Here is a 14,779-nt window from a genome sequence, read left to right on the forward strand (position 1 = left end):
GCCCCTGGTGGTGACCCTCCTGGTTTCGCGCCCTCTACCTCTCCCGGTGATCGGCCGGGGTCAGGCGTGGGCCGTACTTCGGGGGGCGGGCGCCCGTGAGGGGGAGGATGCGGCAGAGGCGGTGGCGGTGGGGGCGGTAGGGCTCCAGCAGGCCGAGCATCTGGGTGTCGTCGCTGCGGGGGCGGCCGGCCAGGGCCCAGCCGACGATGTTCGGGAGGTGGAAGTCGCCGACCGAGACGGCGTCCGCGTCGCCGTTGCTACGTTGCAGGGTCTCCGCGGCGGTCCAGACGCCGATCCCGGGGACGGCGGTGAGGCGCGCGAAGGCGTCCGCGGAGGACATCGTGGCGGCGGCTTCGAGCTTCGCGGCGAGGCGGACGGCGCGTTGGACGGTGGCGGAGCGTTTGGGGTCGACGCCGGCGCGGTGCCAGGCCCAGCTGGGGATCAGGGACCAGTCGCGGGCGGACGGGGCGACCCGCATGCCGAGGTCGGCGGCGGGGCCGGGGGCCGGGGCGCCGTGGTCGCGGAGCAGGGTGCGCCACGCGCGGTAGGCCTCGCCGGTGGTGACTTTCTGTTCCAGGACGGCGGGGACCAGGGATTCCATGATCAGGCCGGTGCGGGTCAACCGGAGTCCGGGGCAGGCGCGTTGGGCGTCGCGGAGCGGGCCGGGCGGGAGGACCAGGCCGGCCGGGTCGTCGTCCGCGCCGAGCAGGGCGGGGAGCTGTTGGAGCAGCCAGTCCGCGCCGGGGCCCCACGCGGTGGCGGCGATCTCGTCGTGGTCGGGCCGGATGCACAGGGTGCCGGGGCCGTCGGGGGTGCGGGAGGCGCGCCAGACGGTGCCGTCGGGGTCGCGGCGGAAGGCGGGGTCGCCGGTGCCGCGTTGCAGCGGGTAGAGGGTGCGGCCGAGGTCGAGGGGGTACCCGGGCCGCCACTGTCGGGTCCGGTCGGGCATCGGGGCTTCCTCGGGTGTGCGGGTGGCGGGGGGCGTCTGCGAGGGTAACGCGGCGCGGGCGGTGGACGGGCGGACACCCTCCCGTCCGGCCATCCGCAGGACGTAGGCTGGGGCGCACCATGACTGCGCCTTTCGCTGCCGACGCCCGCACCCCCGCCGAGCTGCTGCAGGCCTACCTGCGCGCCGGGGCCGGTGCCGATCCGTCCCGCCCTCTGGTGACCTTCTACGACGACTCGACCGGGGAACGGGTGGAGTTGTCGGCCAAGACCTTCGACAACTGGGTGGCGAAGACGGCCAACCTGTTGCAGGACGAGCTGAACGCCTCACCGGACGACCGGGCGGCGCTGCTGCTGCCCGCGCACTGGCAGAGTGCGGTGTGGCTGCTGGCGTGCTGGTCGGTGGGCGTGGTCGCGGCGCCGGCCGGTGAGCCGAAGGACGCGGACCTGGTGGTGTCGGGTCCGGACGGTCTGGCCGCGGCGCAGGAGTGCCCCGGCGAGCGGGTGGCGCTGGCGCTGCGTCCGCTGGGCGGCCGGTTCCCGCAGCGACCGGACGGGTTCCTGGACTACGCGGCGGAGGTGCCCGGCCAGGGCGACCGGTTCGCCCCGTACTCGCCGGTGGATCCGCAGGCGGTGGCGCTGGAGACGGCGGTGGACGGGCTGGCGTTGAAGCTGACGGGCGAGCAGGCGGTGGCGCTGGCCCGGGAGGGCGCGGCCCGGCTGGGTCTGGACAGCGGCAGCCGTGTCCTGTCGACGCTGTCGTTCGACGACTGGGCGGGGCTGGAGGCGGGCCTGCTGGCGCCGCTGGCGGCCGGGGCGTCGGTCGTCCTGTGCCGGAACTCCGAGAAGTTGACGGACAGTCAGTGGCAGCAGCGGATCGAATCCGAACGAGTGACGTTGCGTCTCGGCTGAGCCGAGGACGCCCACGACGGCGCGCATCGCCCGGCCGACCGGCCGGGGCGGGGCGCGCCGTCGCCGTTTCCCGCCGCTCCGCCGGGTGACGGCGGCCCCGAACGGGGCGGTTCGCCGATCGGGCTCGTCTAGGGTGACGCGGATGAACAGCGGACACCGCTCGGACCACTCGGGGCAGCCGGACGTCGACCCCGCCGACCAGTGGGTGCTCGACCCGGAGACCGGCGAGTTCCGGCTCGACCCGGGCGCGGCCCGCCGGTCCGGGGCGCCGCGGGCGCGGCCGTCCGTGCGGGCGGGGGCCAGTGCGGCGCCGGGCGGACGGTCGGCGCGGCGGCGCAGCCGGGTGGTGCGCGGCCGGCGGCTGCTGGCCTGGACGGCGGGCGCGCTGGGCCTGGTGCTGGCGGCGGGCTGCGGCGGCGCGTTCTACGTGTACCGGCACTTCGATCGGAACATCTCCTCGGTGCGGGTCCAGGTCGGCGACGAGTCGGAGCGCCCGCAGGCGAGCAACGACGCGCTGAACCTGCTGGTGATCGGCACCGACAGCCGGGCCGGCCTGGGCCGGGAGTACGGCGACGAGGGGTCGGCCGGGCACGCGGACACCACGCTGCTGTTCCACGTCTCCAAGGACCGCAGCAACGCCACGGTGCTGTCGATCCCGCGCGACCTGATGGTGACCGTCCCGGAGTGCCGGACCGGCGACCGACGGATCCCCGGCGCGGCGCGGGCGATGTTCAACACCAGCCTGGGGCAGGAGGGGCGGGACCCGGGCTGCACCTGGAAGACCGTGGAGAAGCTGACCGGCGTCCGGATCAACCACTTCATGATGGTCAACTTCGAGGCGGTGAAGTCACTCTCCACCGCGGTCGGCGGTGTCGAGGTGTGCGCGGCCACCGCCATCGACGACCCGTACTCGCACCTGCGGATGTCCGCCGGGCGGCACGTGGTGCAGGGCGAGGAGGCGCTGGCGTTCGTCCGGACCCGCCATGCGGTGGGCCTGGGCGGCGATCTGACGCGCATTCCGCTCCAGCAGCAGTTCATCAGCTCGATGATCCGCAAGATGAAGAGCAGCGACACCCTGACCAGCCCGACCAAGCTGTGGAACCTGGCGGACGCCGCCACCAGGGCGCTGACCGTGGACAGCGCCCTCGACGACGTCAACCGGCTGAAGGACCTGGTGCTCGACATCTCCCGGGTGAACACCGGGAACATCACCTTCACCACGGTGCCGGTGCTGGACGACCCGGCAGACAACAACCGGCTGATCCTCAAACCCGGCGACGCGCAGCGGCTGTTCGCGATGATCGCCGCGGACCGTTCGCTGACCGAGGTCGCGCCGCCGTCGCCGCAGCCCTCGCCCAGCGCGTCCGCCACCGCGTCGCCCGCCGCCTCCGGCAGCGCCCGGCCGTACCCGGACGCCGGTTCGGTGGCGGTGACGGTCCGCAACGGCACCGGGACGCCCGGGCAGGCCGGGCGGGCGGTCTCGGCGCTGCGGGCGAGGGGTTTCGCGCTGGCCTTCACCGGCGGCAACGCCGTGGCCCGCCAGGCCGGTTCGGTGTTCTACCCGGCGGGCCAGGAGGACCGGGCGCAGGCGGTGGCCGCGGCGCTCGGCCTGCCCGCGACGGCGCTGCGGGTCAGTGGCCGGTCGGGGGTGACGGTGGTGCTGGGCGCGGACTACGCCAGGGCGGCCACGCCGTCGGCGTCGGCGGCGACCGGGGCCCCGAAGGATCTCCAGCGGGTCCGCGCGGACGACACCACCGTGTGCGCGTCGAAGTTCAAGTAGCGGGCTCAGTCCGGGAGTTCGGCGTCCGGGACGAGGGTGTCGGGGGCCGTCTCGGTGTACTGCTCGCCGGTGCGCGGGCAGCGCCAGCGGCCTTCGCCGGCGCTCTCCAGCGGTTCGCCGGCCCGCCCGACCCATTTGATCCGGCGGGCGGGCACCCCGGCCACCAGCGCGAAGTCGGGGACGTCCCGGTGCACCACCGCGCCGGCCGCGACCAGTGCCCACCGGCCGACGGTGACGCCGGCCACCAGCACGGCCCGGCCGCCGACCGAGCAGCCCTGCCGGAGCGTGACGCCGCGGGCGTGCCAGTCGTCGCCGCGCTTGAGCCGGCCGTCCGGGTCGACGGAGCGCGGGTACATGTCGTTGGTGAGGACGGCGGCCGGGCCGACGAAGACGCCGTCCTCCAGCACCGCGGGCTCGTACACCAGGGCGTGGTTCTGGAGTTTGACCCGGTCGCCGAGCTTCACGCCCGGGCCGACGTAGGCGCCGCGACCGATGATGCACTCGGCGCCGATCTCAGCGTGCTCGCGGACCTGGGCGAGGTGCCAGACGGTGCTGCCGGGGCCGACGGCCGCCCGCGGGTCGACGTCGGCGGTGGACTCGATCCTGGGGGCGCTGGTGGTCATGGCGCGACCCTAGCGCGGGCGGGCGGCCCCCGTCCGGGCTTCCGGGGACCGCCCGGGCCGGTCCCCGTCCGGCGCGCCGCCCGGGCCGGGCGGGTCGCAGCGCCTAGCATCCGGAGAATGCCTGCTCACCGTCCGCCCGAACGCCTGCCCAGATCCGTGCGACGGCCGCTCCGCAGGCGCTGGGGACTCTGGGTGTCGAGCGCGCTCTCCTTCTCGGTGCTGGCCACCTCGTGCGGCGGCTGGGCGGTGCTGAACGGCGTCGGCTCCTCGCTGGGACGGGTGGACGCGATCGGCGGCGGCCCGGACCGGCCGGCGGACGACGGGGCTTCGACCTTCCTGGTGGTCGGCACCGACGAGCGGGAGGGCATCCCGGAGAGCACCCTGAAGGACGTCCTGCACGCGGGCGGCGAGTCCTGCCACTGCACCGACACCATGATGGTCGTCCAGCTGTCGGACCGCGGCCGGGCCACCGTGGTCTCGGTGCCGCGCGACTCGTACGTGGACATCCCCGCGCACCAGGACCGGCTCTCCGGCAAGCAGGTGGCCGCCTCCAAGGGCAAGATCAACGCCGCGTACGGGATGGGCGGGGCGCCGCTGGCGGTGCGGACCGTGGAGCAGGCCACCGGGCTGCGGATCGACCACTACATCGAGGTGAACTTCCTCGGCTTCGTCTCCACCGTGGACGCCCTCGGCGGTGTCGAGGTGTGCACGCCCAAGCCGTTGAAGGACGACTATTCGGGCCTCGACCTGCCGGCCGGCACCACGAAGCTGGACGGCGCGGGGGCGCTGCGCTACGTCCGGGCCCGGCACGTGGACGGCTCCTCGGACCTGGGGCGGATGCACCGTCAGCAGAAGTTCCTGGCGCAGCTGCTGCACCAGGCGTCCTCCGGCGGCACCCTGCTCAATCCGGCGAAGCTGACCGGGGTGCTGGACACCGTGCTGAAGTCGGTGAAGGTGGACAAGGGCCTCGGCAACGCCGAACTGCTGGACTTCGCGTCCCAGTTGAAGGACCTGTCGGCGTCGAACGCGGACTTCGTGACGGTGCCGCTGTCCTCGGTGGACCACCCGGTGCCGGGCTGGGGCTCGACCGTGCTGTGGGACGAGAAGGGCGCGAAGGCGCTGTTCGACGCCGTCCGGGACGGGCGGCCGCTGACCGGCGCCCCGTCGCCGTCCGCGTCGAGTGCGGCGCCCGCTGCCGGAACGGTTCCCCCGGACCAGGTACGGGTCCAGGTGCTGAACGGCGCGGGCGTGCAGGGCCTGGGCACCCGGGTGGACGAGGACCTGCGCAAGGCCGGGTTCGCCACCACCGGCACCCCGTCCAACGCGCCCGGCAACGGCCCGGCCGCCGCCCGCACGGTGATCCGCTACGACCCGCGCTGGGACGAGTCGGTGAAGACGCTGGCCGCCGCCCTGCCGGACGCCGAACTGGTCAAGGTCCCGAACCTGGGCGCGACCCTCCAGGTGGTGGCCGGCAGCGACTACCGGGCGGCGCCCTCCCCCGCCGCACCCTCCCCCGCCGCGCCCGGGCCCGCGAGCCCGGCGGCGGGCGCGGTGGCGGGGGCGGAGAGCGGCAGCGAGATCAGCTGCCCGGCCTGACGTCCGCTCAGCGCAGCACGTACTGGGCCACCGCCCACACCGGGTACCCGGCGAGCACGATGCGGTTCAGCGGCAGCGCCGAGCCGACCGCGCCTTCGGGCAGCGCCGTCAGCGGCCGGCGCTCCGGGCGCCGGGCGAGCACGGTGACGGTGCGGGCGGCCTGCACCGGGTCGGACGCGTCGCCGAAGAACCGGTGCAGGCCGCGGGCCGGCCTGCTCGGAATGGTGAGTTCCCGCATGCCGCCCTTCACCATGAAGTCGTCCCCGATCACCGCCGCCTCCCGCACCTGCTGCCAGCCCACCCGGCGGGTGCCCAGGACGCCGCTGTGGACGAGGCCGTCGCGGTCCACCCCGAGCTGCCAGGAGCACCTGGAGACGGCGAAGGCCAGGATCCCGGTGCCCAGGAACAGCGGGCGGAGCAGGCCGTCGACCACGCCGCCCTCCGCGGCGAGGTAGTTCATCAGGACACCGATCAGCAGGGCGGCGACCGGGGCCGCCCCGAGGCGCAGTGCGGCGGGCAGGCCGAAGACCCGGGCCGGCTCCGGACCGCCGTCGGGGTGTGCGGCGAGGTCCTCCTCCAGGTAACCGGCCGCCTGGGCCTGCACCAGCACCGCGGGGTTCTTCCGCCGGCCGCCGTCGCGGCGCGGCTTGGGCGGGGCCGCCGGGTCGACGGCGACCCCGGCCGCCCACCAGTACGGCGCGTCCGGGGAGCGGAGCACCACGAGCGGGCGGCCGGTGTCCGAGAGATAGAGGAGCGCATCGACGGGACCCGCCGGCCGACGCCCGTCCTCGTCGTCCTCGTACTCGTCGTCGTCCTCGTACTCGTCCTCGTCGTCGCCGGTCTCGTCGTCGTCCTCGTCCTCGCCGGCGGGGCCGGGTATCCAGGCGGCTCGGCCGTCGGCCTCTGCGAGCGCGTAGTGGGCGGCTTCGGCGTGGAAGATGGACAGCCGCCACAGTCCGGCCTCGTGGTCGCCGCCGTCCACCGGCAGCACCTCCAGGCGGCCGGACCCCGTCCGCCGGCCCCGGATCCGCACGGCGCGCGCGCCGTCGGTGTACGGGCGGCGCGCGCGGGTGGTCCGGTGTGCGGAGAGCGCCAGCAGGACGGCGACGGTGCCGGCCGCGCCGACGCCGGGCCACCACCCGCCGGGGTCCTGCCACTCGCCGGCGGCCCGGGACCAGCCGGTGCCGTCCACCAGCAGCGGGACCTGCTCGCCGACCTTGTGCCCACCGCCGACCTCGGCGGTGCGGGTCTCGAAGTCGTGCGGCATCCGGTACTCGACGGTGGCGCCGCCGCTGTCGTGGACGGTGCGCACGGTGGCCCACACCCGGTCGGCACGGGCGGCCCGGTCGATCCCGTCCTCGTTCTGCGTCACGCCGGCCACCAGCAGCGCGACCGCGAGCGCCCCGAGCAGGCCGGCGAGGATCCGCCGCACCCAGGGCGCGGAGGGCGGTGCGATCGGGCATTCGCCGCCGCGCAGCACCCACGGGTAGGGCACGCCCGGGCCCACCAGCGCGGTGAGTTGGGCCCGGGCGCGGCGCAGGCCCGCCTCCACCCGGTACAGCGCGGCGGCCCCCGCGAGGTGCGCGGCACAGGCGACGAGCGGCAGCCAGGAGCCGGGCAGCGCGTCCGGCAGGAACAGCAGCAGCAGGCCGGTCACGGCGGGCACCGCGAAGCTGGTGCGGCTGCACAGCAGCAGCACCAGCAGTTCCGTCACCAGCAGGGCGGGCGCGGCGCTCTCGGCGTACGGCACGGTGCAGAGCCGCAGGGCGTCGCAGCGGTCCGGGCTGTCGTCGACCGCGGTCGCCAGCACCACCGTCAGCGCCGGCAGCAGCGCCAGCCACCGGCTCCGCAGCCGGGGCCACACGAGGGCGGCCCGCCACTGGTCGACGGCGGCCAGCGTCAGCGCGGGCGCGGCGGGCAGCGGCGGCACGGGGTATTCCGACATGCGCGCGATTGTGGCAGGCGCCTTCCGGGGCCGACGAACCGGCCGTGGCGGAACCCTTGGCTCTCCTTGCGCAAACGGGATTTGACGACCGGTCGGCCGGTTAGCGTGAGAAGGGGAGCGAATCGGGAGGGGGTGTCCGCGATGGCGGTACTGGTGGTCGAGGTGCGTCCGCACTGGTTCACGGCCTGGTTCCACCGGATGGCGACGGTGCCGGTGGTGGACGTGGACGGGGTGCAGTCGCGGGTCCGTTGGGGCGTCAACCGGGTGCCGGTGGCGGCGGGGCGGCACACGGTGTCGGTGTGGTTCCGGTACCGGGGGCAGCGGGCCGTCCGGCTGGGTGCGGGAGCGTGCGAGCTGACGGTGGCGGACGGGGCGCAGGCGCCGGTCTCGGCGCGGCTCGGGGTGCGCAACAGCAGCCGGTTCACGGTGACGGCGGGCTGAACGGGCAGGGCCCGCCCGGAGGTTCCGGGCGGGCTCTGCCGGTTCGTTCGTCCGTCAGTCGGTGGCGATGGCGGCCAGGACGTTCATCCGCGCGGCCCGGAAGGCCGGGACGAGGGCGGCGACCAGGCCGACCAGGATCGAGCCGATCAGCACGGTGAGGACGGTTCCGGTGGGGACGGTCAGCACCGTCAGGCCCTGGTCGGCGAGGACGGCGCGGGCGGTGACGCCCCAGCCGAGGCCGAGCGCGGTGCCGAGGACGGCGCCGAACAGGGCGATCACCACGGACTCCAGGCGGACGGTGCGCCGCAGCTGACGGCGGGACAGGCCGATGGCGCGCAACAGGCCGATCTCCCGGGTGCGTTCGACCACGGACAGCGCCAGCGTGTTGACCACGCCGAGGACGGCGACCACGATCGTCAGGCCGAGCAGGCCGTAGACCATCGCGAGCAGCTGGTCGAACTGGGACTTGACCATGTCCTTGTAGCCGGCCTGGTCCTTGACCATCAGCTGCGGGTAGTCGGCCAGCGACTTCTGCAGGTCGGCGAGGACCGCGGCCTTGTCCGCGCCGGCCGCGGCGGTGCCGAACAGCACCTCGGGGGCGGGGAGTCGGTCACCCATCGCCTTGGCGACGGTCTGCGTCCCGGTGAAGAAGCGGTGGTCGAACAGCTGGTTGCCGGTCTTGAGCACGGCGGCCACCCGGAGGGTCTGGGTGCGGCCCTCGCCGTAGTTGGCGACGATCGGGTCGCCGACCTTGAGGTGCTGCTCGTCGGCGAAGTCCTGGCCGACCGAGATGCCGCCGTCGAACACCGCGTCGGCGTTGCCGGAGGCGACCGGGAGCCGGAAGTCGCGGGTGAAGTCGGCGTCGGCGGCGATCAGCCGGCCCCGGACGGTGGCGCCGTTCGGGAGGACGAGTTCGCCCGGGACGCGCAGCTGCGCGGTCACGTGGTCGAGGCCCTTGGTCTGTCGGACGGCGTCGACCATGGCGGGGTTGAGGCCGCCCATGTGTCCCTCCACCACGTAGTCGGCGCCGACCGACTTGTCGATCTGCGAGGTCATCGAGCCGACCATCGAGGAGGTGACCACCGAGGCGCCGATCACCACGGCCAGGCCGATCATCAGCGCGGCGGCGGTGGAGCCGGTGCGCCGCGGGTTGCGGACCACGTTGCGCTGGGCGAGCCGGCCGGCCGGGCCGAACAGCGCGGGCAGCAGGCCGCCGAGCAGCCGGACCAGGACGGAGACCAGCAGCGGGCCGAGCACCACCGCGCCCACCAGGGTGGCGAGCAGACCGAGGCCGAGCAGCCCGCCGCCGGTGGAGCCCGTGCTGCCGGAGGCGGCCACCAGCGCGGCGACGCCGGCGCCGGTGATCAGCAGGCCGATCGCGGCCCGGATCCGGTTGGCGCGGGGTTCCGCCGGGGCGGCGTGGTCGAGCAGCGCCGCCATCGGGGTGATCCGGGCGGCGCGGCGGGCCGGGAAGAACGCGGCGAGCAGGGTGACCGGCAGGCCGACGGCGTAGCCGGCCACGGGGACGGTCCAGGTGACCTGGAGCGAGGACGAGTCCAGGTTCATCCCGGTCGCGTGCATCAGCTGGATCAGGCCGACGGCGAGGCCGAGGCCGGCGCCGATGCCGATCGTGGAGCCGATCACGCCGAGAATCAGGCCCTCCGTCAGCACCGAGCGGTTGACCTGCGACCGGCTGCCGCCGATGGCGCGCAGCAGGCCGATCTCCCGGGTGCGCTGGGCGACCAGCATGGAGAAGGTGTTGACGATCAGGAAGATGCCGACGGCGGCCGACAGGAAGGCGAAGCCGAGCATCGCCCACTTCATGAACTTCAGGAACCCGCCGATCTGGTCGGAGTTCTCCTTCTGCTGCTCGGCGGCGGTCTTCGCGTCGAAGCCGCTGCCGAGGTCGGCCAGCGCGGCGGTCTTCAGCTCGTCGTTGCTGCGGCTGCCGTCGCCGAACAGTTCGACGGAGGTGTAGGCCTCGGTGCCGAGCAGCACCTGCTGGGCGGTCGGGGTGTCCAGGAAGGCCAGCGCCGCACCGGGGTTGGTGGTCCGGAAGGTGACGATGCCGGAGATCGTGAAGTCGTGGTTGCCGCTCGCGGTGATCACCCGGAGCCTGCTGCCCAGGCCGAGGCCGGACTTCTTGGCGGTATCGGCGTCCAGCATCAACTGGTCGGCGCCCTGCGGCTGGTGGCCGGAGGTGATGTCCACCGACTTGCGCGGCGAGTCGGTCCAGTTGCCGGTCAGGGTGGGGGCGCCGGTGGTCGGGCCGACCAGCTTGTTGGTGGCCGGGTCGACCAGGGTGGCGTCGGAGGTGAAGACGCTGCCGACGGCGGCCTTGACGCCCGGCTCGGCGGCCAGCTTGCGCTGCACGTCGACCGGGACGGTCGGAGCCGGGCCGGGGGTGTCGGCGGTCAGCTCGTCCTGTGCCTTGCGCACCGACAGGTCGGAGGCGGTGGCGGCGAACAGCCGGTCGAAGGTGCTGGTGGCGGTGTTGTAGAAGACCAGGGTGCCGGCCACGAAGGCGACCGAGAGCACCACGGCCAGCAGGGAGAGCACCAGGCGCCACTTGTGCGCGAAGAAGCTCCGCAGCGAGGTCTTGAGCAGCATCGTTCCTGATCCCGTCTCAGCTGGTGCGCTTGCCGTCGAAACGGCGCATGCGGGACAGGACGGAGTCGGCGGTCGGGTTGTGCATCTCGTCGACGATCACGCCGTCGGCGAGGAACAGCACCCGGTCCGCGTGCCCGGCGGCCACCGGGTCGTGGGTCACCATGACGATGGTCTGGCCGAGTTCGTCGACCGAGCGGCGCAGGAAGCCGAGCACCTCCGCGCCGGAGCGGGAGTCCAGGTTGCCGGTCGGCTCGTCACCGAAGATGATCTCCGGCCGGGCGGCCAGCGCCCGGGCCACCGCGACGCGCTGCTGCTGGCCGCCGGAGAGCTGGCCGGGGCGGTGCTTGAGGCGGCCGGACAGGCCGACGGTCTCGATCACCTGGTCCAGCCACGCCCGGTCCGGCTTGCGGCCCGCGATGTCCATCGGCAGCGTGATGTTCTCCAGCGCGTTCAGCGTCGGCAGCAGGTTGAACGCCTGGAAGACGAAGCCGATCTTGTCGCGGCGCAGCCGGGTCAGGTGCTTGTCCTTCAGGCCGGTGACCTCGGTGTCGCCGATCCAGATCCGCCCCTCGGAGACGCTGTCCAGGCCGGCCAGGCAGTGCATCAGGGTCGACTTGCCGGACCCCGACGGGCCCATGATCGCGGTGAACCGGCCGCGCTCGATGTCCACGTCGACCGCGTTCAGCGCCGTCACCCTGGTCTCGCCCGTCCCGTACGCCTTGGTCACCCGCCGGGCCCGGGCGGCGACGTCGTTCTGCTCGGACACGGGTGTGAGGTGCGCGGCGCTGGCTGCCGTGGTCACTGCTGGCTCCTTGAGGTGGGTGGGGTCCGCCCGATGTCCTCAAGCCTCCCGGCTGCGCCGCGTCCTTTCGTCCTCCACCGGGACGAACGCCGCCACCGGGGATCGCTCCGGGACCCGGGCCCTCTCCCCTAGGGGTCGGTGACCTGCGGGGTAAGGGTCCGGGGTCCGGAGGTTGACGAACGGTCAGCCGGCGACGGCGAGCTCGACCCGCGACCGGAGCGCGGCGGAGAACGCGTCCACCACCGGGGTCAGCAGCACCTCGGTCTCCCGCTCCAGCTCGGTGCCGCCGTCGTCGCGCACGCCGATGTGCCGGTCCAGCACGAACCAGCCCTGGGTGACGTGCGCGGCGCCCATCGAGGTCAGCACCGGCCGCAGCGCGTAGTCCACCGCCAGCACGTGCGCGGTGGAGCCGCCGGTGGCCAGCGGCAGCACCGTCTTGCCGCGCAGCCCGTACTGCGGCAGCAGGTCGAGCAGCGCCTTCAGCAGGCCCGAGTAGGCGGCCTTGTACACCGGCGTGCCGATCACCACCCCGTCGGCCTGCGCGAACAGTTCGACGGCGCGGGCTATCGCCGGGTCGGTGGTGTCGGCGGCCAGCAGTGCCTCGGCGGGCAGCGTGCGGACGTCCAGCGCGGCCACCCGGTGGCCGTGCGAGACCAGCCGGCGGTCGACGTGGCGCAGCAGCCGGGTGGTGCGGGAGGTCGCGGACGGGGAACCGGAGACGGACAGGATCACGGCCATGGAGTCACCTCGGAACGTACGGCCGCGGGCAGGCGCGGCCGGAGACGGGAGAAACGGGAACGCGAGGGCGCGGGTGCGGGTGCGGGCTCGCGGTGAGGGTGAGTGCGCGGCGGAGCTTCAGCCGCGACACAGCGAGCAGGACACCCGACCGTGGTCGACGTGCCGCCGACGGGTGAGGACCTTCCGCTGCTCCATGCAGCCATGCAAACACGCGCCGTTTTACCGGGTCAAGGGCGTGCCCGCCTGGTGAACACCGCACCGGACGGTCCGCGCCCTGCATCAAAACGGCCACAAGGGGCCCCGACCGCCCCGGACGATCACCACACGGCCCGCGGTTCAGGCATCCTTCCCCTCATGAACACGTGGCAGGAGCGCCCGGGGGGCGGCGCATACGGGCAGGGCGACGCGGCACGCGGCCGGGGCGGGGCGGGCGCGGAACCGCCGCTGCCTCCGTCGCTGAATCCGCGCGGCGCGGGCGCCCCGCTGTCCCGCCCCGCCCAACGACCCGACGGCCGGCCGCCGTACCAGGGCGGCGGCCGGCCGCCCCACGGCGGCGGCCCGCCCCACGGGCAGCAGCCGTTCGAACCCGAGCCGAACCCGTCCGGCGACTCCCGGCGGCCGGCCCGGCCGCGCCGCTCCCGCAAGAAGATCATCGGATACTCGGCGCTCGGCCTGGTCCTGGCGCTGCTCACCACCGTGATCGGCACCTATTTCTGGGCGGACGGCAAGCTCCGGCACGACAACGTGCTCGCCGACTACCCCGGCCGCCCGGCGGCCGGCAAGGGCACCAACTGGCTGATCGTCGGCTCCGACAGCCGCGAGGGCCTGACCGACGCCCAGGAGGACGACCTCCACACCGGCGCCGCCGAGGGCAAGCGCAGCGACTCGATGATGATCCTGCACATCGGCGACCACGGGAACACCCTGATGTCGGTCCCGCGCGACTCCTGGGTGCAGATACCCGCCCACCAGGACACCGCCGGCAGCGGGAAGACCGTCCCCGCCGCCACCCACAAGATCAACGCCGCGTTCGCGGCCGGCGGCGGGCGGCTGCTGGTGCAGACCGTCGAGACCAGCACCGGCCTGCGGATCGACCACTACGCGGAGATCGGCTTCGCCGGGTTCGTCGGCCTGGTCGACGCCGTCGGCGGCGTCGAGATGACCATCGACCAGCCGATCAAGGACAAGGACTCCGGCCTCGACCTGAAGGCCGGCACCCAGACCCTGAACGGCAAGCAGTCCCTCGCCTTTGTCCGGCAGCGCCACCAGATGGCCGACCAGGACCTCGGCCGGATGCGCAACCAGCAGAAGTTCCTCGGCGCTCTCGCCAAGCAGGCCGCCTCCCCCGCGACGCTGCTCAACCCGTTCACGTTCTACCCGCTCGCCTCGGCCGGCCTGGACACCCTGATCGTCGACAACGACGCCGGTCTCACCGACCTCGGCTCGATGTTCCTCGCCATGAAGGGCGTCACCGGCGGCGACGGCAGGACCATCACCATCCCGATCGGCAACCCGGACTTCCGCACCCCCACCGGCGAATCCGCGGTCAAGTGGGACCCGGCCAAGTCCAAGGCCGTCTTCGACGCGCTGAAGAACGACACCGCCGTCCCCGCACAGTGACCACCGCCACCGCCGGTCGGCGGTGGTTCCCGAACTCCCGCCGCCCCGCGCGTCGCTGACGGACTGCCAGTCCGTCCGGCGGGAGAATGTCCGCCATGTCTCTGGTGACCTCCCTGATCTACCGCCGGCGAAGCCGGCTGTTCGGCCGCCTGGTCCAGGAAGCCCTGGCCCTGTACGGGATGGAGGTCCCCGCCGCCGCCGAGATCGGCCCCGGCCTGCTGGTCTTCCACCGCGGCTTCGGCACCGTCCTGCACCCCTGCACCACCCTCGGCGCGAACGTCACCCTCTACAACGGCGTCACCATCGGCCGCGCCGACCCGTGGGTCCCGCAGGAGGAGTCCGCCATGCGACGGGTCGTCCTGGAGGACGACGTGGTGGTCTGCGCCGGCGCGAAGATCGTCTGCAAGACGGGCGTCCTCACCGTCGGCGCGGGCACCGTCATCGGGGCGAACGCGGTGCTCACCCGCTCCACGGGGCCCAACGAGATCTGGGCCGGCGCCCCGGCCAAGCAGGTGGGAGTGCGCAGGCAGGGCGTGCACCGCCAGGGGCACGTGGAACTGCGCGAGGAAGGGGCGCCCGCCGGCTAGGCCGCGCACACGTGCAGGTCCCTGCCCCGCGTCGCGATCCCGCCGACGGACGCCTTCCGCCTCGCCGCCCCCTCGGCTTCGCGTTCTCCGGCCGCCCGCTAGGGCAGGTTGCGGGCCATGACGATGCGCTGGACCTGGTTGGTGCCCTCGTAGATCTGGGTGATCTTCGCGTCCCGCATC

13 protein-coding genes are annotated in these 14,779 nt (G+C 74.1%); 6 read left to right on the top strand and 7 right to left on the bottom strand.

The genetic code is table 11. The annotated features are described in order from the left end of the window. Positions 1–34 precede the first annotated feature (34 nt). The gene (locus ACIQF6_RS35670) at positions 35–1,042 is read right to left on the bottom strand and encodes a DNA-3-methyladenine glycosylase family protein (protein WP_400902998.1); all 1,008 of its coding nucleotides are present in this window, start codon (positions 1,040–1,042) and stop codon (positions 35–37) included. Between the two features lie 26 nt (positions 1,043–1,068). On the opposite strand from ACIQF6_RS35670, the gene ACIQF6_RS35675 reads away from it, so the two are divergent. Then, entirely contained in the window at positions 1,069–1,857 is a 789-nt protein-coding gene (locus ACIQF6_RS35675; RefSeq protein ID WP_400903001.1) for a TIGR03089 family protein, read from the top strand. A gap of 142 nt (positions 1,858–1,999) precedes the next feature. Next, entirely contained in the window at positions 2,000–3,637 is a 1,638-nt protein-coding gene (locus ACIQF6_RS35680) for an LCP family protein (RefSeq protein ID WP_400903004.1), read from the top strand. A 5-nt stretch (positions 3,638–3,642) separates the two neighbouring features. On the opposite strand, the gene ACIQF6_RS35685 is transcribed toward ACIQF6_RS35680, so the two are convergent. Continuing rightward, complete coding sequence (locus ACIQF6_RS35685) at positions 3,643–4,260, bottom strand: acyltransferase (RefSeq protein ID WP_400903007.1); 618 nt, start codon at positions 4,258–4,260, stop codon at positions 3,643–3,645. A 117-nt stretch (positions 4,261–4,377) separates the two neighbouring features. Between ACIQF6_RS35685 and ACIQF6_RS35690 the strand changes: the two genes are divergently transcribed. After that, the gene (locus ACIQF6_RS35690; RefSeq protein ID WP_400903010.1) at positions 4,378–5,856 is read left to right on the top strand and encodes an LCP family protein; all 1,479 of its coding nucleotides are present in this window, start codon (positions 4,378–4,380) and stop codon (positions 5,854–5,856) included. 7 nt (positions 5,857–5,863) lie between these two features. Here the strand turns inward: ACIQF6_RS35690 and ACIQF6_RS35695 are convergent, their stop codons facing one another. Next, on the bottom strand, positions 5,864–7,801 hold the full coding sequence (locus tag ACIQF6_RS35695; protein WP_400903012.1) for a hypothetical protein: 1,938 nt from the start codon (positions 7,799–7,801) through the stop codon (positions 5,864–5,866). A gap of 141 nt (positions 7,802–7,942) precedes the next feature. Between ACIQF6_RS35695 and ACIQF6_RS35700 the strand changes: the two genes are divergently transcribed. Next, the gene (locus ACIQF6_RS35700) at positions 7,943–8,242 is read left to right on the top strand and encodes a hypothetical protein (protein ID WP_400903015.1); all 300 of its coding nucleotides are present in this window, start codon (positions 7,943–7,945) and stop codon (positions 8,240–8,242) included. Positions 8,243–8,296: 54 nt separating this feature from the next. On the opposite strand, the gene ACIQF6_RS35705 is transcribed toward ACIQF6_RS35700, so the two are convergent. The 3 genes from ACIQF6_RS35705 to ssuE form a co-directional block, all read right to left on the bottom strand. Continuing rightward, positions 8,297–10,852, bottom strand: a complete 2,556-nt coding sequence (locus tag ACIQF6_RS35705; RefSeq protein WP_400903017.1) for an ABC transporter permease — start codon at positions 10,850–10,852, stop codon at positions 8,297–8,299. A gap of 16 nt (positions 10,853–10,868) precedes the next feature. Further along, a complete protein-coding gene (locus ACIQF6_RS35710) occupies positions 10,869–11,654 on the bottom strand; it encodes an ABC transporter ATP-binding protein (RefSeq protein WP_400903020.1) in 786 nt (261 codons plus the stop codon). A 183-nt stretch (positions 11,655–11,837) separates the two neighbouring features. Beyond that, complete coding sequence (gene ssuE, locus ACIQF6_RS35715) at positions 11,838–12,392, bottom strand: NADPH-dependent FMN reductase (RefSeq protein ID WP_400903023.1); 555 nt, start codon at positions 12,390–12,392, stop codon at positions 11,838–11,840. Between the two features lie 354 nt (positions 12,393–12,746). Here ssuE and ACIQF6_RS35720 point away from each other — a divergent pair, with 354 nt between their 5' ends. Both ACIQF6_RS35720 and ACIQF6_RS35725 read left to right on the top strand, forming a co-directional pair. Further along, on the top strand, positions 12,747–14,012 hold the full coding sequence (locus tag ACIQF6_RS35720) for an LCP family protein (protein WP_400903025.1): 1,266 nt from the start codon (positions 12,747–12,749) through the stop codon (positions 14,010–14,012). Positions 14,013–14,107: 95 nt separating this feature from the next. Continuing rightward, positions 14,108–14,599 (top strand): serine O-acetyltransferase, encoded by a 492-nt coding sequence (locus ACIQF6_RS35725; protein WP_400903027.1) that lies wholly within the window; start codon positions 14,108–14,110, stop codon positions 14,597–14,599. Between the two features lie 98 nt (positions 14,600–14,697). Here ACIQF6_RS35725 and ACIQF6_RS35730 read toward each other — a convergent pair. Next, the coding region (locus ACIQF6_RS35730) for an acyl-CoA dehydrogenase family protein (protein WP_157882129.1) at positions 14,698–14,779 on the bottom strand (82 nt) is incomplete at its 5' end.

This window comes from Kitasatospora sp. NPDC092948 (genome assembly GCF_044754805.1).
Taxonomy (GTDB): Bacteria; Actinomycetota; Actinomycetes; order Streptomycetales; family Streptomycetaceae; genus Kitasatospora.